The 19,835-nt window shown below is 73.1% G+C and carries 21 protein-coding genes and 1 tRNA gene; 13 read left to right on the top strand and 9 right to left on the bottom strand.

Annotated elements, in window-relative coordinates:
* Window positions 1-654 precede the first annotated feature (654 nt).
* The 6 genes from rpmB (at window position 655) to ACYVJ0_RS01935 (ending at window position 5,153) form a co-directional block, all read left to right on the top strand.
* Complete coding sequence (gene rpmB / locus ACYVJ0_RS01910; RefSeq protein ID WP_261166782.1) at window positions 655-891, top strand: 50S ribosomal protein L28; 237 nt, start codon at window positions 655-657, stop codon at window positions 889-891.
* The gene (gene rpmG, locus ACYVJ0_RS01915) at window positions 891-1,061 is read left to right on the top strand and encodes a 50S ribosomal protein L33 (RefSeq protein ID WP_067026508.1); all 171 of its coding nucleotides are present in this window, start codon (window positions 891-893) and stop codon (window positions 1,059-1,061) included. The genes rpmB and rpmG overlap by 1 nt, the downstream gene beginning before the upstream one ends.
* Before the next feature lie 3 nt (window positions 1,062-1,064).
* On the top strand, window positions 1,065-1,370 hold the full coding sequence (gene rpsN, locus ACYVJ0_RS01920; RefSeq protein WP_449853099.1) for a 30S ribosomal protein S14: 306 nt from the start codon (window positions 1,065-1,067) through the stop codon (window positions 1,368-1,370).
* A 126-nt stretch (window positions 1,371-1,496) separates the two neighbouring features.
* Window positions 1,497-2,627 (top strand): alpha/beta hydrolase, encoded by a 1,131-nt coding sequence (locus ACYVJ0_RS01925; protein ID WP_460815637.1) that lies wholly within the window; start codon window positions 1,497-1,499, stop codon window positions 2,625-2,627.
* Between the two features lie 193 nt (window positions 2,628-2,820).
* A complete protein-coding gene (locus tag ACYVJ0_RS01930; RefSeq protein WP_460815639.1) occupies window positions 2,821-3,108 on the top strand; it encodes an HU family DNA-binding protein in 288 nt (95 codons plus the stop codon).
* A gap of 77 nt (window positions 3,109-3,185) precedes the next feature.
* Complete coding sequence (locus ACYVJ0_RS01935) at window positions 3,186-5,153, top strand: cytochrome c oxidase assembly protein (protein ID WP_460815640.1); 1,968 nt, start codon at window positions 3,186-3,188, stop codon at window positions 5,151-5,153.
* Between the two features lie 43 nt (window positions 5,154-5,196).
* Here the strand turns inward: ACYVJ0_RS01935 and ACYVJ0_RS01940 are convergent, their stop codons facing one another.
* Window positions 5,197-6,324, bottom strand: coding sequence for a hypothetical protein (locus tag ACYVJ0_RS01940; RefSeq protein ID WP_460815641.1), 1,128 nt, complete (start codon window positions 6,322-6,324; stop codon window positions 5,197-5,199).
* Between the two features lie 96 nt (window positions 6,325-6,420).
* Between ACYVJ0_RS01940 and ACYVJ0_RS01945 the strand changes: the two genes are divergently transcribed.
* From ACYVJ0_RS01945 to ACYVJ0_RS01960, 4 genes are all read left to right on the top strand, one after another.
* A complete protein-coding gene (locus tag ACYVJ0_RS01945; protein ID WP_449853103.1) occupies window positions 6,421-7,791 on the top strand; it encodes an ATP-dependent DNA helicase in 1,371 nt (456 codons plus the stop codon).
* Window positions 7,792-7,917: 126 nt separating this feature from the next.
* Window positions 7,918-9,204, top strand: a complete 1,287-nt coding sequence (locus tag ACYVJ0_RS01950; RefSeq protein ID WP_460815643.1) for a serine hydrolase domain-containing protein — start codon at window positions 7,918-7,920, stop codon at window positions 9,202-9,204.
* A complete protein-coding gene (locus ACYVJ0_RS01955) occupies window positions 9,204-10,118 on the top strand; it encodes an EamA family transporter (RefSeq protein WP_460815644.1) in 915 nt (304 codons plus the stop codon). Before ACYVJ0_RS01950 ends, ACYVJ0_RS01955 begins: the two co-directional genes overlap by 1 nt.
* A 44-nt stretch (window positions 10,119-10,162) precedes the next feature.
* Window positions 10,163-11,656: a carboxylesterase/lipase family protein gene (locus tag ACYVJ0_RS01960; protein WP_460815646.1), complete on the top strand. Its 1,494-nt coding sequence runs from the start codon at window positions 10,163-10,165 to the stop codon at window positions 11,654-11,656.
* 8 nt (window positions 11,657-11,664) lie between these two features.
* Here the strand turns inward: ACYVJ0_RS01960 and ACYVJ0_RS01965 are convergent, their stop codons facing one another.
* From ACYVJ0_RS01965 to ACYVJ0_RS01975, 3 genes are all read right to left on the bottom strand, one after another.
* Window positions 11,665-11,991 carry a hypothetical protein gene (locus ACYVJ0_RS01965; RefSeq protein ID WP_449853107.1) on the bottom strand — a complete coding sequence of 109 codons (327 nt, stop codon included), beginning with the start codon at window positions 11,989-11,991 and terminating at the stop codon, window positions 11,665-11,667.
* A gap of 24 nt (window positions 11,992-12,015) precedes the next feature.
* A complete protein-coding gene (locus ACYVJ0_RS01970) occupies window positions 12,016-12,633 on the bottom strand; it encodes a flavodoxin family protein (RefSeq protein WP_460815648.1) in 618 nt (205 codons plus the stop codon).
* Window positions 12,634-12,865: 232 nt separating this feature from the next.
* The gene (locus tag ACYVJ0_RS01975; RefSeq protein ID WP_460815649.1) at window positions 12,866-13,276 is read right to left on the bottom strand and encodes a nitroreductase/quinone reductase family protein; all 411 of its coding nucleotides are present in this window, start codon (window positions 13,274-13,276) and stop codon (window positions 12,866-12,868) included.
* A 108-nt stretch (window positions 13,277-13,384) separates the two neighbouring features.
* Here ACYVJ0_RS01975 and ACYVJ0_RS01980 point away from each other — a divergent pair, with 108 nt between their 5' ends.
* The gene (locus ACYVJ0_RS01980) at window positions 13,385-14,782 is read left to right on the top strand and encodes a GmrSD restriction endonuclease domain-containing protein (protein WP_460815650.1); all 1,398 of its coding nucleotides are present in this window, start codon (window positions 13,385-13,387) and stop codon (window positions 14,780-14,782) included.
* 39 nt (window positions 14,783-14,821) lie between these two features.
* Here the strand turns inward: ACYVJ0_RS01980 and ACYVJ0_RS01985 are convergent.
* A tRNA-Gly gene (locus ACYVJ0_RS01985) sits at window positions 14,822-14,895 on the bottom strand.
* Window positions 14,896-15,000: 105 nt separating this feature from the next.
* Window positions 15,001-15,489, bottom strand: a complete 489-nt coding sequence (locus ACYVJ0_RS01990; protein ID WP_460815652.1) for a hypothetical protein — start codon at window positions 15,487-15,489, stop codon at window positions 15,001-15,003.
* Between the two features lie 132 nt (window positions 15,490-15,621).
* Here ACYVJ0_RS01990 and dcd point away from each other — a divergent pair, with 132 nt between their 5' ends.
* Entirely contained in the window at window positions 15,622-16,215 is a 594-nt protein-coding gene (gene dcd, locus ACYVJ0_RS01995) for a dCTP deaminase (RefSeq protein ID WP_449853112.1), read from the top strand.
* 6 nt (window positions 16,216-16,221) lie between these two features.
* Here dcd and poxB read toward each other — a convergent pair whose 3' ends face one another.
* The 3 genes from poxB to ACYVJ0_RS02010 form a co-directional block, all read right to left on the bottom strand.
* On the bottom strand, window positions 16,222-17,946 hold the full coding sequence (gene poxB, locus ACYVJ0_RS02000) for a ubiquinone-dependent pyruvate dehydrogenase (protein ID WP_460815654.1): 1,725 nt from the start codon (window positions 17,944-17,946) through the stop codon (window positions 16,222-16,224).
* 83 nt (window positions 17,947-18,029) lie between these two features.
* Window positions 18,030-18,263 carry a YchJ family protein gene (locus ACYVJ0_RS02005; protein ID WP_460815656.1) on the bottom strand — a complete coding sequence of 78 codons (234 nt, stop codon included), beginning with the start codon at window positions 18,261-18,263 and terminating at the stop codon, window positions 18,030-18,032.
* A complete protein-coding gene (locus ACYVJ0_RS02010; RefSeq protein WP_460815658.1) occupies window positions 18,256-19,104 on the bottom strand; it encodes a hypothetical protein in 849 nt (282 codons plus the stop codon). Before ACYVJ0_RS02010 ends, ACYVJ0_RS02005 begins: the two co-directional genes overlap by 8 nt.
* A 105-nt stretch (window positions 19,105-19,209) precedes the next feature.
* On the opposite strand from ACYVJ0_RS02010, the gene ACYVJ0_RS02015 reads away from it, so the two are divergent.
* Window positions 19,210-19,788 (top strand): MarR family winged helix-turn-helix transcriptional regulator, encoded by a 579-nt coding sequence (locus ACYVJ0_RS02015; RefSeq protein WP_460815660.1) that lies wholly within the window; start codon window positions 19,210-19,212, stop codon window positions 19,786-19,788.
* Window positions 19,789-19,835 lie beyond the last annotated feature (47 nt).

Below are 19,835 nucleotides of genomic sequence, written 5' to 3' on the forward strand. Positions count from 1 at the left end.
TCGCACTCGCCAGACGCCGCTCCGACGTCCTCTACGCCATGCTCCGCGACGGCACCCTCTACCAGCCACGCCTTCCCGAACCGGCCCTCGCCGCTTGACAAGAGACATAGGGGCACCCCCCGGTCGAAGCGACCACCGCAACTGCCATGGTCGCTTCGCTCGCACAGTGATCGGTTCGACGTGATCGGTTGCTGAACGGAGCGGCGGAGCCGCGGAGATGAAGCGACCACCGCAACCGAGCCCACGGGCCGAACTGCGGACACGCTCTGTGCGGCCCGACCGCTCACTCTGCGATGGGCGCCGCGAAGCGGCGCCCGAGCGTGCGGGCGCCATTGCGCCCGCCCCACGCGCGGCCGTCGCGACGCGACGGTCCGAGCCCGCAAGTGCACGCCGAAGGCGTGCGCGCAGCGGGCGAGTCCCGCGTGCGCGGCTGACGCGGCCCCCGCGACAGCCCGAGCCCGAGGAGCGGCCCCGCGAAGCGGGGTCCGACGAGGGCGAGAGTTCTGGTAGTGTAGAACACTGTCTGCGCGCACTCCTGCGCGTAGTTCGTGCATTCCCCACCTGAACACAGCCCGCGAGGGCGGGTGCGGCATGTGCAGACAAGAGATCTTGGGTGGTCCCGTCCGGGGTCACGGTATTGAAGGAGAGTGAACCATGGCTGCTGTGTGCCAGGTGACCGGCGCCACGCCTGGATTCGGTCACAACATTTCGCACTCGCACCGACGGACGAAGCGTCGCTTCGACCCGAACGTGCAGAAGAAGACGTACTACGTTCCGTCGCTCGGCCGTAAGGTCACGCTGAACGTCTCGGCCAAGGGCATCAAGGTCATCGACGCCCGCGGCATCGAGTCGGTCGTCAAGGACCTGATCGCGAAGGGTGTGAAGCTCTAATGGCCAAGAAGGCTCAGGACATCCGTCCGATCATCAAGCTGCGTTCGACCGCGGGCACGGGCTACACCTATGTGACCAAGAAGAACCGCCGCAACAACCCCGATCGCCTCGTGCTGAAGAAGTACGACCCGGTCGTCCGCAAGCACGTCGAGTTCCGAGAGGAGCGTTGATCCATGGCCAAGAAGAGCAAGATCGCGCGTAACGAGCAGCGCAAGGTCATCGTGGCGCGCTACGCCGAGCAGCGTGCGCAGCTGAAGAAGACGCTCGTCGACCCGAACGCGTCGGACGACGAGCGCGAGGCCGCCCGCGTCGGGCTGCAGAAGCTGCCCCGCAACGCCTCGCCGGTGCGCGTGCGTTCGCGTGACGCCATCGACGGCCGCCCCCGCGGTGTGCTGACGAAGTTCGGCATCTCGCGTGTGCGCTTCCGCGACATGGCGCACCGTGGCGAGCTGCCCGGCGTGACCAAGTCGAGCTGGTAATCAGCTCGACTTTGGCGGCACCGTCGTCCTGGTAAGCACCAGAGCAGCGACAAGGGCGGGATCTCCTCCGGGAGGTCCCGCCCTTTCGCGTCGGCGGCCCCATCGCCGCGCCGATAGCATCGGCGTATGCAGCTGGATCCGCTCTTCGCCGAGCGACTGAGGCGCGAGCGCAAGTACTGGGTCTCCCAGGTGCTGCGCCGCCTGAAGACGCGTCTGGGCTGGCCCTGGTTCATGCGGCCGACGGCCGAGCAGGGCGTGGAGGCGGCCAGCCCCGCCGAGAAGGACGTCGCGCGCCGTGCCGCCCGCGCCGAGACGCAGAAGGCGATCAGGGAGCACCGCCCGCACGCCTCGCAACGGCGTGCAGCGCACCGGCGCCAGGCGAGGAACTGGGATCGCAAGGAGCTCGCGAAGTCCGGCGTGCCGGGCCCGGAGGTGCGCACGGCCGAGCACGTCGTGCCGGTCGAGGGCTACCCCGACGTGCGGGTGCGCGTCTACTACCCGGCCGCCGACTGGGACATCGCCGCCGAGGGTCCGATCCCCGCCTGCCTGACGTTCTTCGGCGGCGCGTTCCGGATCGGCGGGATCGACTTCCCGACGACCGACGCGGTGAACCGGCGGCGCGCGGCCGAGGCCCGCGTGGCGATGGTGGCGGTCGATTACGCGCTCGCTCCCGAGCAGAAGTTCCCCACCCAGGTGGAGCAGGGGCTCGCCGCGCTGCGCTGGCTCTTCGAGCGCGCCGACGAGCTCGGGTTCGACGCGGGCCGTGTCGCCCTGCAGGGCACGTCGGCCGGTGGCAACATCGCCGCCGCCGTGGCCCTGGCCAACCGCGACAGGGACGCCCTGCCCCTGCGCGGGCAGCTGCTCGAGGTGCCGGTGGTCGACCTCACCGGCCGCCACATCGACTTCGCCGCCACGCGCGCGCTCGGCATCCCGACCATCATCATGGCGCGCGAGCTCCTCTCCGTCGCGCGCACGTACCTGCCGCACCGCCGCGACGCGAAGAACCCGCTGGCCTCGCCGATGCGGGCCGCGTCGTTGGCCGGGCTGCCGCCCGCCGTGGTCTTCACCGCCGAGTACGACCCGCTGCGCGGCGACGGCGCGGCGTACGCGGCGGCGCTGCGCGAGGCCGGCGTCGAGGCCAGCGCGGTGCAGTACCTGGGCGTGCCGCACGACGCCGCGGTGTACGCGGGGGTGCTGCCCGCCGCGCGCCGCTGGCACCGCGACGTCGTGGCCGCGCTGCGTCTGCTGCACGACTGACGGACGGCCTCATCCGTCACATCCGTCACGCCGCGGGGGCGACACGCCGCCCGGATTGCGGCAAAAGCCGCGAAAATCCGCGGAATGCCGGGGCTCGTTGATACATTCAAGGCGGTCGAACGACCACCCGGGGGCAACCGCTCCCGGCCGATAACACCACGTTCTGCGGCGTCCTTCGCCGCTGGAGGATGACATGGCCGACAAGAACATCACCAAGACCGAGCTCGTTGCGAGCATCGCGAGCGCGACCGGTCAGAGCCAGGCCGCCGTCTCGAGCGTGCTCGACGCGCTCTTCACGACCGTGTCCGAGGCCGTCGCCAAGGGCTCGAAGGTCTCGATCCCCGGCTGGATCGCCTTCGAGCAGGTCGAGACCGCCGCTCGCACCGGCCGCAACCCGCAGACCGGCGCCGAGATCAAGATCCCGGCCGGCAAGCGCGTCAAGGTGACCGCCGGCTCGAAGCTGAAGAGCGCCGTCAAGTAAGACCGCGTTCCCAGGGCCGCCCTCCGGGGCGGCCCTTGTCGCGTCTTCGTTCAGGCGGCGCGAAATAGGCTGATCGGGTGACTCCCCGCCTCCTGCGCGTCGCCGGCCCGGCGATCCTGCTCCTCGCCGCCGTCGCGGCCGTCGCGTGGGCGCTCGCCTTCGCGGGCGGGGCGGATCCCCTGGCGATCGGCGACGCCGGGCCCCTCGTGCGGTGGGGCCTGCCGGTGGCCAAGCTGCTCGTGAACCTCTCGGCCGCGGCGATGCTCGGCTCGCTCGTGCTGGCGCTGTTCGCCATGCGTCAGGGCGAGCGGGAGTTCGACGCCTCGCTCGACACCGCCTCGATCGGCGCCGCCGTGTTCACCGTGGCGTCGGGCACGGTGGCCTTCCTCACCTTCCTCGACGTGTTCAACGCGCAGCTGAGCGCCGGTCCGGAGTTCGGCGCGCAGCTGGGCCGGTTCCTCGTCGACACCGAGCTCGGCCGCACGTGGCTGATCACGACGGTCGTCGCCGCGCTCGTCACGGTCCTCGCCTTCGCGGTGCGGGGCTGGATCCCCACCCTCCTCACGGCCGCGCTGGCCGCGGTCTCGCTCCTGCCGATGGCCACCCAGGGGCACTCGGGCGATCTCGCCACGCACGGGCTCGTCGTCACGACCATGGCGATCCACATCCTCGGCGCCGCGGCGTGGCTCGGGGGCCTGCTGCTGCTCGTCGTGGTGCGGCCGCTCCTCGAGGCCGACCGCGTGCGCACGGTGCTGGAGCGCTACTCGTCGATCGCGCTCGTGGCGTTCCTGCTCGTCGCGGCCAGCGGCGTCATCCGCTCGTTCGCCGCGCTCACCTCGCCGGTTCAGCTCGTCACGACGCCCTACGGCATCGTCATGAGCGTCAAGATCGTCGCGCTGCTCGCGATGGGCGCGCTCGGCGCCTGGTACCGCGCGCGGCTCATCGCCCGCGAGCGCCGCGGCGCGTTCTGGTGGGTGATCGCCCTCGAGCTCGCGCTCATGGGCATCGCCTCGGGCGCCGCCGCCGCGCTCGCCCGATCCGCCCCGCCCGTCGGCGAGGACGCGCCGCTCGCGCAGACGCCCGCCGAGATCCTCTCCGAGGCGCCGCTGCCCCCCGAGCTCACCCCCGCGCGGCTGCTCACCGAGTGGGAGCTCGACCCGCTGTGGCTGCTCGTGGGCGTCTTCGGCATCGCGTTCTACCTGGCCGGCGTGTGGCGGCTGCGCCGCCGCGGCGACGCGTGGTCGCTGTACCGCACGGCGCTGTGGGTGCTGGGCATGCTGCTGCTCATCTGGGTGACGAACGGGCCGCTCAACGCGTACGGCCACTACCTGTTCAGCGCGCACATGCTGCTGCACATGCTGCTGAGCATGGCGATCCCGCTGCTGCTCGTGCCCGGGGCGCCCGTCACGCTCGCGGCCCGCGCCATCCATCGTCGCGAGGACGGATCGCGTGGTGCGCGCGAGTGGATCCTGTGGGCCGTGCACAGCCCCGTCGCGCGCGTGCTGACGCATCCGCTCGTGGCGGCGGGCATCTTCATCGGATCGCTGTGGCTGTTCTACTTCAGCGACCTGTTCCGGTGGAGCCTGTACGACCACCTCGGCCACGAGTGGATGGTCGCGCACTTCCTCATCTCGGGCTATCTGTTCGTGCTGTCGCTCGTCGGCATCGATCCCGTGCCGTACCGACTGCCCTACGCGGGCCGGCTCGTCACGCTCATCGTCGTGATGGCGATGCACGCCTTCTTCGGCATCGCCATCATGAGCCAGACGGGCCTCATGGTGGCGGAGTGGTACGGCGCGATGGGCCGCACCTGGGGCCCCACGCCGCTGGAGGACCAGTACATCGGCGGCGGGATCGCGTGGTCGATCGGCGAGATACCCACGGCCATCACGGCCATCACGGTCGCGATCCAGTGGAGCCGCAGCGACGAGCGGCAGCAGCGGCGCAGCGACCGTCACGCCGACCGCACGGGCGACGCCGAGCTCGAGGCGTACAACGCCCGGCTCGCGGCGCTCGCGGAGCGCGACCAGCGCGCGGGCATCTAGCCGCGGGCATCCAGCCGCGACGCCCCGGGCCGGGCGTGGGGCGTCAGCCCTCGAGCAGCGGGGCGCCGATCCGGATCTGCGCCGTGCCGTCGGCGAGGATCTCGACGGTGCCGTCGATCGTGAACGGCACGTCCTCTGAGACGTGGGTGATGCGGCCGGTGGCGATGGACTGCACGTCCATCTCGATGTGGGCGAGGCCGCTCGCCTCGGCGATGCGCCAGTACGCGCCGTCCGGGACCAGCTCGATCGGCGGCTCCTGCACGACCGACCAGGTGGGCAGGGTGCCGGCGGCCAGGCGGTTCTCCAGCGACACCCAGAAGGGGCACCCGGCCGGCTGCAGCACCTGCTGCGAGGCGCACTGCCCGGTGAGGAAGCTGCTCACCTGCTCCGCGACGACGTCGAGGAACTCGGGCGTCGGCGCGGCCTGCAGGTCGAAGGCGGTCGCCGTGAGCGGCTCGTCCACCAGGGCGCGCTGCGGCTCGGCGGCGGTGGTGGGCGTGTCGACGGAGACCTCGTAGATGCCCGGCGCGAAGGCGAGCAGCGACACGGGCGCGAGCGGATCCGCGTCGATGCCGTCGGGGGAGACCTGGCGCTTGTCGATCTCGAACCCGTTCACGGCGAAGCTCATGGAGCCGTGCACCCCCACCTGCACGACGGCGAGGGGGCTGCGGGCGAAGCTCCACGCCGGCACGAGGCCGCTCCAGCCGGACGGGGAGATCCGGAAGGTGGACTCGGCCGTCGTGCCGTCGATCCGGTACGCGACCGAGACCTCGGTGTCGCCGTCGACCTGTCGCTCCTCGACCGCGTGGATGTCGGTGAGGTCGTAGCCCAGCGCGGTGGAGCGCAGCAGGGCGTCGTGCGCGGAGGCGGGCAGGCCCGCCGCCTCGAGCTCGGCGGTGTCGACGGCCACGCCGTCGACGGCCAGCGCGTCGGCCGCCCGGCCCTCGGCGATCAGCTGCACGTATCGCTCGGCGAACGCGCTCGGGCCCCAGAAGCCGCGGTACAGCGAGGCGAACCCCGTGGCGATCGCCGCGATCAGCAGCGCGCCGATCACGACCGTCATCGCGATCTCCAGGCCCGTCCACCTGCGGGGTGACGGTGCCGCGGGGGCGGCGACGGCGCCCGCCGGCGGGTCGGCCAGTGCCGTCTCACCCCGCTCCCCCTGCTGCATGGCGACAGTCTATGAACGCCGCTTGCGCGACGCCTGGGCATCGCCCCGGTCGATATGCGACCGAGATGCGCCGCCCGCGCGCCCTAGCATGGACGGGTGAGCGCGCCCGTCCTGTCCGCGGAGCAGGAAGCCCTGTTCCGCCTCATCGAGGACACGCGCGAGCACGTCTTCATCACGGGTCGCGCCGGCACCGGCAAGTCCACCCTCCTGCGCCATCTCACGTGGAACACGAGCAAGCAGATCGCGATCTGCGCGCCCACCGGCGTGGCCGCGCTCAACGTGGAGGGGCAGACGATCCACTCGCTCTTCCGCCTGCCGATCGGCCTGATCGCCGACAGCGACCTGGATCAGAACGAGGCCACCCGCAAGATCCTGAACGCGATCGACACGCTCGTGATCGACGAGATCTCGATGGTGAACGCGGATCTCATGGACGGGATCGACCGGGCCCTGCGGCAGGCGCGGGGGCGGCGGGCGGAGCCGTTCGGCGGCGTGCAGATCGTGATGTTCGGCGACCCGTACCAGCTGGCGCCCGTGCCGCCGCGCGGCGACGAGGCGCGGTACATCGCCGACCACTACCGCTCGTTCTGGTTCTTCGACGCGCACGTGTGGGCGGGGCAGGCGCCGGCGTCCGACGGGCTGATCGACCTCGGCAGGCACGGGGCCGATCTGCACATCCGCGAGCTCACCCATATCCACCGCCAGTCGGACGACGGATTCAAGGCGATGCTGAACGCCGTGCGCTATGGGCGGGTGACGAAGGAGATCGCCGACGTCCTGAACGCCACGGGCGCGCGCACGCCGCCGGACGATCCGCACGATCCGGTCATCACGCTCGCCACGCGCAACGACCGCGTGAACGCGATCAACGCCAAGCACCTGGCCCAGCTGCCGGGGCGCGAGCAGAAGGCGCGGGCCGACATCAGCGGCGACTTCGGCCGCGGCGACGCGTACCCGGCCGACGAGGAGCTGAAGCTGAAGGTCGGGGCGCAGGTGATGTTCCTGCGCAACGACGCGGGCGCCAAGGGCGAGCCGCCGCGCTGGGTGAACGGCACGATCGGCACCGTCACGAAGATCGTGGGCGACACGGTGCGGGTGGAGGTGGACCACGAGGAGTTCGAGGTGGAGCCCTCGGTGTGGGAGAAGTACCGCTACGCGTACGACCCGCACACCCGCAAGCTCACGCGCGAGGTCGTGGCCGAGTTCACCCAGTTCCCGCTGCGCCTGGCGTGGGCGGTGACGATCCACAAGTCGCAGGGCAAGACCTACGATCGCGCCATCGTCGACCTCGGCGCCGGCGCCTTCGCCCCCGGCCAGACCTATGTGGCGCTCAGCCGGCTCACCTCGCTCGACGGCCTCTACCTGACCCGCCCGCTGCGGCCGAGCGACATCCGCGTCGACGAGGACGTCCGCCGCTTCATGCGCGGCGTGTGGGAGCGCCAGGGCGCCCAGATGCGCGTGAGCTGACGCCGAGCCCGCGCCCGCTCGCCGAGCCCGCGCCCGATCCGGGGCGGGTTCGCGGATCGAGGGCGGGTTCGCGGGGAGGGGCGGCCGCCACGGCTTAGACTCGAGTTTCTGGACCGAGGGAGTGGAATGCGGAGCAAGGCACGGCGCGGCGCGGCCGCGCTCTCGGCGCTGATGGCGATCGGTCTGGCGCTGACGGCGTGCTCGGAGTCGCGGGCCCCGGACGTCGCGCTGCCGTCGCAGGTCGAGGCCGAGCTGCCGGGCGAGACCGTCGACCAGCTGCGCGGGGCCGTCGACCAGGCCGTGCAGGCCTCGGGCGCGACCGGCGCGATCGTCGGCGTCTGGGTGCCGTGGAGCGGCACGTGGGTGGCCGGCGTGGGCACGACCGAGCCGGAGGGCGCCGGATCCGAGGTGACGACCGACATGTCGTTCCGGATCGGCGACGTCACGCGGGCGATGACGTGCGACGTGCTGTACGACCTGGCGAAGGAGGGCACGCTCGACCTCGGCGACTCGATCGCCGAGCACGTGCCCAGCGTCCCCGACCTGGCCGCGGAGGATCCGGGCGACATCACGCTGCAGCAGCTGTGCGACGGCACGAGCGGGCTGGGTGAGTCGTGGAGCACGGCCGCCGACGCCGTCTACACCACCCCCGCCCGGGAGTGGAACCCCCGCGAGCTCGCCTCCTACGGCCTCGCCCAGGAGCGCGGCGTGCCGGGCGCGGCGTACCGCGACTCGGATGTGGCCTACCTGCTGCTCGGCCAGGCGCTGGAGAACGCCTCGGGCCACCGCGCGTCCACGCTGATGAACCAGTACGTGTTCGAGCCGGGCGGACTGCGGCAGACGGCGCTGCCGGGCGATGCAGCCGCCGTGCCGTCGACGACGTCCCGTCATCTGCCGGGCTATGTCTCGTCCCAGGCCGACCGCGACGCCGGATGCGTGGCGCCCGCCGACTACAGCGAGCTCTCGGCGAGCGTGGGCTTCACCGACTCGGGCGTCGTCTCGACCATCGGCGACCTCGGGCGCTACGGCCAGATCCTGGCCGCGAACTCGCTCGCGGAGAAGGACAACGGCCGCTTCGACCACAACCTCCCCGTCAACCCCGACGCCGACACCTGGTTCCAGTACGGCGGGGGCGCCTTCCAGGCCGGCACGCTCCTCGGGCAGCAGGGGTCCATCCCCGGCTACGCCGCGAGCGTGTGGGCCGATCCGGCCACGGGGATGGCAGTGGCGGTCGTGCTGAACAACTCGGCCTCGGAGGGCGGGATCGTCGGCCTGCTCGGTCGCGAGCTGGCGGCCATCGCCTCGAAGGCGCCGGCCGCCTCCGGCCAGACGCAGCCGGAGTTCGGGCTGCCGTGGACGGCGGAGTCGATGCACGAGGCGGTCGCCGCCAGCGCGATCTGCCCGATCGGCTAGTGGCCGCGCCGCCGGTGCACCACGACGGGGGCGCCGCGGCGCGGCAGGGCGCCCCCGTCGCCCTCGGCCTCGTCGTGCTCGGGCTGGCCTGCCAGGAGATCGGCGCGTCGATCGCCGTGCTGCTGTTCCCGCACGCCGGCCCGCTCGGCATCGTGATGCTGCGCCTGGTGTTCTCGGCGCTCGTCCTGCTCGCCATCGCGCGGCCGTCGCTGCGCGGCCGTTCGCGCGCGGACTGGACCGCGGTCGTGCGCTTCGGCGCCGTGCTCGCCCTCATGAACGGCACGTTCTACCTCGCGCTCGAGCGCCTGGATCTGGGCGTGACGGTCACGATCGAGGTGCTCGGGCCGCTCGCGCTCTCGGTCGCGCTGGCCCGCGGCCGCGCGGCCTGGCTGTGGGCGGGGCTCGCGCTCGCCGGCGTGGCGGCGCTCGGCGCCGGCGGGTGGGGCGAGCTCGACCCGGTCGGCGTGGCCTTCGCGCTCGTGGCGGCCGTGAGCTGGGCGGGCTACATCCGCGGCAGCGCCGCCGTGGGCCGCGCTTTCCCGCGGCTCGACGGGCTCGCGCTCGCGATGGCGGTCGGCGCGGTGCTCGCCCTGCCCTTCGGCATCGTCGATGCGGGCGCCGCGCTGCTCGATCCCTCGCTGCTGGCGCTGGGCGCCGCCGTCGCGCTGCTGTCGTCCACCATCCCGTACGCGGCCGAGCTGGCGGCGCTGCGGCGCCTCAGCGAGTCGGCGTTCGGCGTGCTCATGAGCCTCGGCCCGGCCACCGCCGCGCTCGCCGGCTTCCTCATCCTGGGCCAGCGACTGGAGTGGCTCGAGATCGCCGGCATCGCGCTCGTCGTCGTCGCGAGCGCCGGCGCGGTGTGGGCGGCGCGCGCGAGGGACGATCGCGCGCCCACGGTGGAGCCGGTGGCCTGACGCCCGCCTTGCGGCGGCGTCGCCGCGCCCCGTAGCGTCGCGGTGTGACGGGATCCCACACCGACGACGCGACGCGGACCACGACCGAGCGCAGCGCGCCCGAGGTGCGCGTCGACATGGGGCGTCTGCGCGGGGCCTGGCGCGACGCGTGCGCGGTGTTCCTCGGCGTGCCCTACGGGCGTCCGCCTGTGGGGGAGCGGCGATTCGCGGCGCCGGAGCCGGCCGAGGCCTGGGACGGCGTGCGCGACGCGACGCGGCCCGGCGCCACCCCGCAGCGCGGCGACACCGGTGTGACGCTCATCTCCGAGCCGTCGATCCCCGGCGACGACGTCCTCAACCTCAACGTCTTCACCCCGTCGCCGGGGCCGGACGCGCGGCTTCCGGTGCTCGTGTACATCCACGGCGGGGGATACGTGTCGGGCTCGCCCGTCTCGCCCTGGTACGACGGCGCGCCGTTCGCTCGCGACGGCGTCGTGACGGTGGCGATCTCGTACCGGATCGGCTTCGACGGCTTCGGCTGGGTGAGCGACGGCGCGACCAACCGCGGCGTGCGCGACTGGCTGCTGGCGCTGGAGTGGGTGCAGCGCAACATCGCGGCGTTCGGGGGCGACCCGGATCGGGTGACGCTCGCGGGGCAGTCGGCGGGCGGCGGCGCGGTGCTCACGCTGCTGGGCATGCCCGCCGCGCAGCACCTCTTCCGCCACGCCTGGAGCATGTCGCCCACCGCCGTGACGATCCCCGAGGAGGCGGCGCAGTCGGTCTCGCGCGCGGTCGCGGCCGCGGCGGGCGTCGCCGGCCCCACCGCGGCCGCGTTCGCCGCCGTGCCGCCCGAGCGGCTGCACGATCTGCTGCCGAATCCCCTCAGCGGCGGGCTGGGCGCGCTGGGCCGCGCGCTGGACGGCGGGATCCCGAACATCGGCCCCTCGGTCGACGGCGAGCTGATCGTGCGGCCCACGATCGCGTCGCTCGCCGCGGGCACGGGGTCGGACAAGCCGCTCGTCGTCGGCGGGATGGACGACGAGTTCTCGATGATCGCCGACGACCTGCCGCGGGCGGTGCGGCTCGTGCCGCTGCCGCTGCTGCTGCGCGTGCTCGGGCTGCGGGGCGAGCGGCGCCGCGCGTACCTGGCGGCAAACGCCGAGCTGCGCGCCCGCGGCCCGCGGCGGCTGCTCGGCCGGTTCGTGAGCGACACCACGATGCGCCGCGACGTCGTGCGCGCCGCGCGGGCGCGAGCGGCGTCGCCCGACACGTGGGTCTACGCGTTCTCGTGGGTCTCGCCCACGCGGCACTGGGCGATGCACTGCCTCGACGTGCCGTTCTTCTTCGACGTGCTCGGTGCGCCGCAGGTGGATCGGGTGGCGGGGCCGAACCCGCCGGAGTCGCTGGCGCGGGCGTACCACGGGGCGGCGCTGTCGTTCATCCGCGAGGGTCGCGTCGACTGGCGGCGGTGGTCGGACGGCGACGTCGCGCGCGTGTTCGACGGCGCGGGCACGCACGACTCGCGCCGCGCCTACGCGGGCCTGATGCCGCTCGTCTGAGCCCGTGCTCAGACGCGGGTGGCGCCGAGCAGGATGACGAGCAGCACGATCGACACGAGCGCCGCGAGCGCCATGAGTGCGGCCAGCACGCGGTTGCGCACCACCGGCCGGCGCACCGCGAAGGCGACGACGACCATGGCGATCGCCGCCGCCGCGACGATGCCGATCCCCGTGCCGGCCAGCGCCGGGCCGAGCGGCAGCGCGGCCGCGAGCGACGCGATGCCGGCGGCGGCCAGCAGCAGGCCGGGGATGAGCCACCAGCGGCGCCTGGGCGACTGCAGCACCGGCTGGTTGCGCATGAGCGTGGGGTCGTCGGGACCGCCGGGGGTGCTCATCCGATCCTCCTCGCCTCTGGCCGGTCAGGAAGCTGCGGGGTACGCGCGGGAGCGCAGCAGGCGGGCGAGGTGGGCGGCGTTGCTGGCCGCGCCGTCCATCGTGGAGGCCACCGACGGCGGCGTCTCGGGCAGGTCCTTGTAGTCGGTGGTGCTCATCGCCTCGCCGTTCCAGTACACGGCCGCCTGGGCGGGGATCGTGAAGCCGATGTCGCCCAGCGCCTGGAACAGGATCGCCGAGATGTGGTGGGCGCCGTCCTCGTTGCCCACGACGCCGGCGATCGCGACCTTGTCCCACAGGATCGGCCGCCCCTGCTCGTCCGTCGCCGACAGCTCGGCGTCCAGCCGCTCGAGCGCCCGCTGCGCCACGCTCGAGTGCTGACCGAGCCACGTCGGCGTCACGAAGACGAGGACGTCGGCATCGAGCACCTGCTGCCGGATCTCGGGCCACGCGTCGCCCTCGCCCATGTCGGCCTGCACACCGGGCGCGATGTCGTGGTCGACGAGGCGCAGCTCGTGCCCGTCGATGCCGTGCGCCGCGAGCCGCTCGAGCAGCTGGCGCGCCATGACGTGCGTGCTCGACTCCGCCGGCGACGGCTTGAGGGTGCAGTTGAGGGCGAGTGCCGTGATCTCGTTGTCCGCCATGAGCCCGACGCTACGCCGCGGGCGCGCGGGTGCCCATGCGCTTTCGCGCGGGCCGGGTGATCGCTACCATCCGCGGCCGGGTTCGCGGTTGCCGGCAGATCCGCGTGCTGCTCGGCCGTCGGATCCCGGTGCCCAGTCGTCGGATCGCTGGGCCGGGTGTGGCCACGAGGGTCGGATGCGTCATCCGAGCGCGCCGGGCTCCGGCGAGGGCGCGGGCGATCCGACGACCGCGTCAGCGGCGGCGCAGCTCGACGACGGGGATGACGCGGTCGGTGCGGCGCTCGTACTCGGCGAAGCCCGAGTTCATCTCTGTGAGCTGCCGCCACGCCTCGTCACGCTTCTCGCGCGGCAGATCCCGCGCCCGCACGGGCACGACGCCCTCGTCGGGCGTCTCGATCTCGACATCGGGGTGCGCGAGCAGGTTGTGGTACCAGGCCGGGTGCTCGGGCGCCCCGCCCTTCGATCCGACGACGTGCCACACGTCCGGCGCGTGCCGCCGCGCCGCGAGGGGCGCGACGCGCTCCGTGCCGCTCTTCGCGCCGATGTGGTGCAGCAGCACGAGCCCCCTGCCGAATCCCATGGTCGCGACGTTGCCGCCGTTCGCCCGGAACTCGTCGATGATCCGCTGGTTGAAGTCCGCCATGCGCGCCACGGTACTCCCGCGCGGGGTGGGCGCGGGCGGATACGCCTTACGCCCTGGCGCGGGCCGCCGATAGGGCTTTCTGGCAATCGGCGCGAAAGGCGAAAGACGATGGGGTTCGACCCTCCCGCCGGGTGGTACCCGGACCCGCAGGATCCTGACCGGAGCCGCTTCTGGGATGGCGCCCGATGGACCGAGGAGGTCACGCCGCCGCCTGCCGTCGGGATGATGCCGCCGCCCGCGGTGCAGCCCGAGACGCGAACCCGACGCGTGCCGGTGTGGCTGTGGGTCGTCATCGGACTCGTCGGCGTGGCGATCGGGATCGTGCTGTCGCCGCTGTTCACCCTCATCTCGCTCGCGGTGATGATCACCGCGATCGTCGGGCTGGTGAGGGGCACGCCGACGTGGCTGCGGCTGCGCTCCCGGCGCGCGGCACTGGCCGTGACCGCGGCCGCGGCGGCGATGTTCGTGGTCACGGGGACGGTCGCGACGACGATCTATCCGAGCGATCCGGAGCCGGTGGCGGCCGAGGACGCCCCGCCGTCCTCCACGCCCACTCCGCTTCCGACGCCGACTCCGACTGTCACGGCGGAGCCGGTGGACGAGGAGATCACCGATGTGGCGTTCGAGGGTGAGACCTCGACGCCCGCCGACGCCGGGGCGACCGCGGATCAGACGGCCCTCGCGGTGCTGGCGACGCTCGAGGTGAAGGGGCGCGCGCCGAAGACCGGTTTCGACCGCGATCAGTTCGGGCAGCGCTGGCTGGATGTCGACCGCAACGGGTGCGACACCCGCAACGACGTTCTGGCGAGGGACCTCGCGGACGTCGTTCGGTCGGGGCCGTGCAAGGTGATGTCGGGCGTGCTCGCCGATCCGTTCACCGGCTCGACCATCGCGTTCGTCCGCGGGCAGGACACGTCGTCGCTGGTGCAGATCGACCACGTCGTGTCGCTCTCGGACGCGTGGCAGAAGGGCGCCCAGCAGCTGACACCGGATCAGCGTGCGTCGTTCGCGAACGACCCCTTGAACCTGCTCGCCGTGGACGGCGCGGCCAATGCCCAGAAGGGCGACGGCGACGCGGCGACCTGGCTGCCGAAGAACAGGGCGTTCCGCTGCGCCTACGTCGCGCGCCAGGTGTCGGTGAAGGCGACGTACGGCCTGTGGGTGACGCAGGCGGAACACGACGCCATCGCGCGGGTTCTCGCCGACTGCCCGGACGAGCCTGCGCTCACGTCGGCATACGCGGCCCAGCCGCCGGCGCCGGCACCCGAGCCCGTCGTCGAGCCTGCTCCGGCTCCTCCAGCCCCCGCGCCCGCTCCTCCGGCTCCCGTGCCTGCGCCGGCCCCGCCGGCTCCGGAGCCCGCCCCGCCCGCACCGGCCCCGCCGGTCGAGGTCTCCTACGCCAACTGCGACGCCGTGCGCGCGGCCGGGGCGGCGCCCATCTACGAGGGCCAGCCCGGCTACTCGCGCAAGCTCGACCGAGACGGCGACGGCATCGGCTGCGAGTGAGGCAGCGGAGGTGACCCGCCGGACATCGCGTCTGAGAAGTGGAGGGGCTGACGGGAATCGAACCCGCGCTGTCTGCTTGGGAAGCAGAAGTTCTGCCATTGAACTACAGCCCCGCACGCGCCGGAGCACGTGTCAGCCAGCATAACAGCGTCCGCCCGGCCGGTCGCAGGGCGCACGCCGAGGGCCGGCGCCCGCGAAGGCGCCGGCCCTCGCGGCGATCAGCGCTTGCCCGACACCGCCTTGCGCAGCGTGTTCAGCACGAGCAGGGCCGCGGCGCCGATGCCCGCGACGACCCACGGCTTGCGGCGGGCGAAGGACTTCGCCCGGGTGAGCATCGTGTCGGGGTCGCGGTTCGACACCCACTCCGACGCCTGCTTCAGGCCCTGCGACGCCTTGCCGGCCACGCCGCTCACGACGCCCTCGCCCTCGGCGAGCGAGCCGACCTTGTCGCCGGCCGCGCGCAGGCCCTCGGCCACCCTGTGCTGGCCGGTGGCGGCCTGGTCCTTCATGCCCGCCTCGGCCTTGGCGGCGGTCTCGCTCGCCTGCTCCTTGACCTCCTCGGCCTTCGCCGCGGCGTCCTCCGACGCGGCGGCGGCCTCGGCGCTCGCGGCGCCGGCGACCTCGGCGGCCGCCTCCTTCGCGGCGTCCACCGTGCTCGGCGTCTTCTTCGCTCCCGGGGTGCTCGCCGGGTTCTGCTCCTGCGACATGTGCGTCTCCTCTCGAACGATCGGCGCTCGACGACCGATGTAACGCGCTTGCGGCGCCCGGCGCCTCCCGCTTGACGCCGCACGCCGGATGTGTCAACGGGCGCGCGCGGACGCGCCGTCTAGGCTGGTGCCGTGCTGCTCTCGGATCGCGACATCAAGGCCGAACTCGACTCGGGCCGGATCGGGCTGGATCCGCTGGATCTCGCGATGGTCCAGCCGTCGAGCGTGGATGTGCGGATCGACCGGTTCTTCCGGCTCTTCGACAACCACAAGTACCCGTTCATCGATCCGGCCGAGGACCAGCCCGACCTCACGCGCCTCGTGGAGGTCGCGGCGGACGAGCCGTTCGTGCTGCACCCGGGGGAGTTCGTGCTCGGCTCGACCTTCGAGACCGTCACGCTGCCCGACGACATCGCGGCGCGGCTGGAGGGCAAGTCCTCGCTCGGCCGCCTGGGCCTGCTGACGCACTCGACCGCGGGCTTCATCGATCCGGGCTTCTCCGGTCACGTCACGCTCGAGCTGTCGAACGTCGCGACGCTGCCGATCAAGCTGTGGCCGGGCATGAAGATCGGGCAGCTGTGCTTCTTCCGGCTCACGTCGCCCGCCGAGAACCCCTACGGCTCCGGCCCCTACGGCAACCGCTACCAGGGGCAGCGCGGCCCCACCGCGTCGCGCTCGTTCCAGTCGTTCCACCGCACCGACGTCTCGCTCGGCGCCCACGACTGACGCGCGTCAGAGCAGCTGGCGCCAGTTCGCCCGCGCGAGGTCGAGCAGCTCGTCGCCGCGGCCCGACATCACGGTGCGCAGCGCATACAGGGCGAAGCCGCCCACCTGCTTGGCCGTGACGTTCGGCGGCATCGACAGCTCCTGGCGCTCGGTGACGACGTCGAGCACGGCGGGGCCGTCGTGGGCGAGGAACTCGGCCACGGCATCCGGCAGCTCGTCCGAGCGCTCCACGCGGATGCCTCGGATGCCGAGCGCCGCGGCCACGTCGGCGAAGTTCGGGTTGGTCAGGCCTGTGCCGTAGGTGACGAAGCCGGCCGCCTTCATCTCGAGCTCGACGAAGTTGAGCGAGGCGTTGTTGTAGACGACGGTCTTCACCGGCAGCTCGTTCTGCGTGAGCGTGATGAGCTCGCCCAGCATCATCGCGAGCCCGCCGTCGCCCGCGAGCGCGACCACCTGGCGGCCGGGCGCCGCCGTCTGTGCGCCGATGCCATGCATGAGCGCGTTGGCCATCGAGCCGTGGCTGAACGATCCGATGAGGCGGCGCCGGCCGTTCATCGTGAGGTAGCGGGCCGCCCACACGGTGGGCGATCCCACATCGGCGGTGAAGACGGCGTCGTCCGCGGCGGCCTCGTCGATCAGCCGCGTGAGGTACTGCGGGTGGATCGGCTCCGATCCGCGCCGCGGCACGGCCAGCTCGTCGAGCTTGGCCCGCGTGCGCAGGTAGTGGTCGCGCGCGTCGTCGAGGTGCGAGCGATCGCGGCCCTCGGCCAGGCGCGGCACGAGCGCGGCGGCGGTCGCGCCGACATCGCCCACGAGCCCGAGATCGAGCGGGTGGCGCCTGCCCAGCTGCGAGCCGCGGATGTCGACCTGGATCGTCTTGGCGTGATCCGGATAGAACTGCGGGTACGGGAAGTCGGTGCCGAGCATGAGCACGGCGTCGGAGGCGTCCATGGCGCGGTAGCCCGAGGCGAAGCCGAGCAGGCCCGTCATGCCCACGTCGAAGGGGTTGTCGTACTCGATGTGCTCCTTGCCGCGCAGGGCGTGCACGATCGGCGCGTTCAGGCGATCGGCGAGCGCGATGACCTCGTCGTGGCTGCCCGCCGCGCCGGCGCCGGCGAGGATCGTGACGCGCTTGGCGGCGTTCAGCAGCTCGGCGGCCCGATCGAGTTCGGCGTCGCTCGGGACGACGGTGGGGTTCGCGCGCCGGATGACGGAGGTGCGGTTCGACACGGCGTCGGCGAGGGCGACGTCGCCGGGGATCACGACGACGGCGACGCCCTGCTCCTCGACGGCCGTGCGCATCGCGATCTCGAGCACGCGCGGCATCTGGGCGGGGTCGGCCACGTACTCCACGTACGAGCTGCACTCGCGGAACAGCTCCTGCGGGTGCGTCTCCTGGAAGTAGTTCGTGCCGATCTCGGACGTCGGGATGTGCGCCGCGATCGCGAGCACCGGCACGCGCGAGCGGTGGGCGTCGAAGAGACCGTTGATGAGGTGCAGGTTGCCGGGCCCGCACGATCCGGCCACGACGGCCAGTTCGCCCGTCAGCGCCGCGTCGGCGGCGGCGGCGAAGGCCGCTGACTCCTCGTGGCGCACATGCATCCACCGGATCGTGCCGTCCCGGCGCAGCGCGTCGGTGAATCCGTTGAGCGAATCGCCCGGGATGCCGTACACGCGCTCCACGCCGTTGGCGCGGAGGCTGGCGACGATGTTCTCTGCGACGGTGGTCATGCGGAACCCCCCCTGGTCGGCCTGCTTCGAGGCTACTCCCGCGCGGATCGGGTGGCGCGGTTTGGCGGCGCGGGGGTCGAGCGTCAGGCGGTGTCGCCGTCGACGTAGACCCAGCGCCCGCCGCGCTGCGCGAAGCGGCTGCGCTCGGTCATCGCGCCCGTGCCGTGCGGTGTGCGATAGCGGGCGGTGAAGAGCACCTCGTCGCCCGCGGCTTCGTGGACCTCGAGCCCCGTCCATTCCGTGCCGTCGTCGAGGTCGAGCGCGGCCGGGCGCGTGCGCGGGTGCCACGTGCGCAGCAGGTAGTCGGCGTCACCCACGGCGAAGGCGCTGTACCGCGAGCGCATGAGCTGCCCGGGCGTCTGCGCATGCCGCGCCCCGGTGTGCAGCGCCCCGCAGCAGGACGGGTAGGGATCGCCGGATCCGCAGGGGCAGGCGCGCGCGAAGCTCACCGATCCAGCGTACGGCGATGCCCCGGGCCGGGAGGGTCCGGGGCATCGCCGGCGGTGCGGGCTCGCGCGTCAGGCGGCGCGGCCGCGGTCGAAGCCGGCGAGGAAGCCGCGCTCGAAGGCGCGGTGCGCCATCATCCGTCCGCGCCGAAAGGGGGTGCTCCGGTGCGTCGGGCGCGTCGGGTGCGCCGAGGTGGCGGCCCCAGCGCGGGTGCGGGCGCCGGCCGCCGTGGCCGTGGCCCTGGTCGTGGCGGTGGTCGTGCTCGTGCTCGCGGTGGTGGCGATGCGGGCGCTCGGGCATCCCGTCCTCCTCGCTCCAGCCGAGCTCGCGGGCGATGGCCTCGAGCGTGCGCAGGGTCGTGTCGAGGTCCTCGGCCGGCGCCGCGCCGGCGACGCGGGCGCGGACGGCGGCGACCTTCTCGGCGAGGTGCTCTTTGGCGGCTCGGCCGGCCCCGGTGAGGGACCAGCCGCCGTCGTCGAGGGCGATCCAGCCCAGCCCCGCCAGGTGCGCGAAGAGCTCGGGGTGGTCGTCGATCGCCGGAACGCGCGCCGATCCGTCGATGCGGTTCAGGATGCGCCAGTGCCGGCGGTCGATGGGCTCGTCGGCGAAGGCGGCGTCGATCTCGCGCGAGACGAGGCGATCGACCGCCTTGAGCCAGAAGGCCAGCGGACGGTCGGGGTGGTCGGGGGTGTGCGTGTCGTGGGTGCTCATGGCAGATCCTTCCGGGATCGGGTTGGGAGTTTCATGTCACGTGGCATATGCATGCACTATGACATGCGTCTCAAGTGCATGTCAAGTGGCATGTATCGTGGAGACGTGACTGCGCCCGATCCCGCTGACCAGATCGCCGCCGCGCTCGCGCGCCTGCGTGGGCTGCGTCCCGTCGCCGGCCGCCCCGGCCCCGACGGTGCGTCGCACGGGCCGCACGGGCACGGGCGCCGGCGCGGCCCGATGTCGTGGGGCGCCGTGACGCCCGACGACCTGGGCGACATGCGCGAGGAGCTCGCCCGCCGCCGCGGCACGCGCCCCGAGGGTCCCGGGGGCCTCGGCCGCTCGGCCACCCGCGTGCGCATGCTCGAGGTGCTCTCGGACGCGGGCACGCCGCTCTCGGTCGGCGACCTGGCCGACCGGCTGCACATCGATCAGCCGCGCGCGAGCCGCGTCATCCAGACCGCCGTGCACCTGGGCCTGGCTCGCCGCGAGGCCGATCCGCGCGACGCGCGCCGCACCCTCATCGCCCTCACCGAGCACGGTGCGCACGCCGTCGCCGAGGCCCGCGGTGCCCGCGCCGACGCCGTGCAGCAGGCCCTCGGGGGCTTCACCCCGGCGGAGCGCGCCCAGCTCGCCGACCTGCTCACCCGGCTCGCCGACGCCTGGCCCCGCCCCGGCCGCTGATCCGGCGCGCCCCGGTTCAGCGAGACAGCAGCTGCGCGCCGAGACAG

It is taken from the genome of Microbacterium petrolearium (assembly GCF_054782875.1).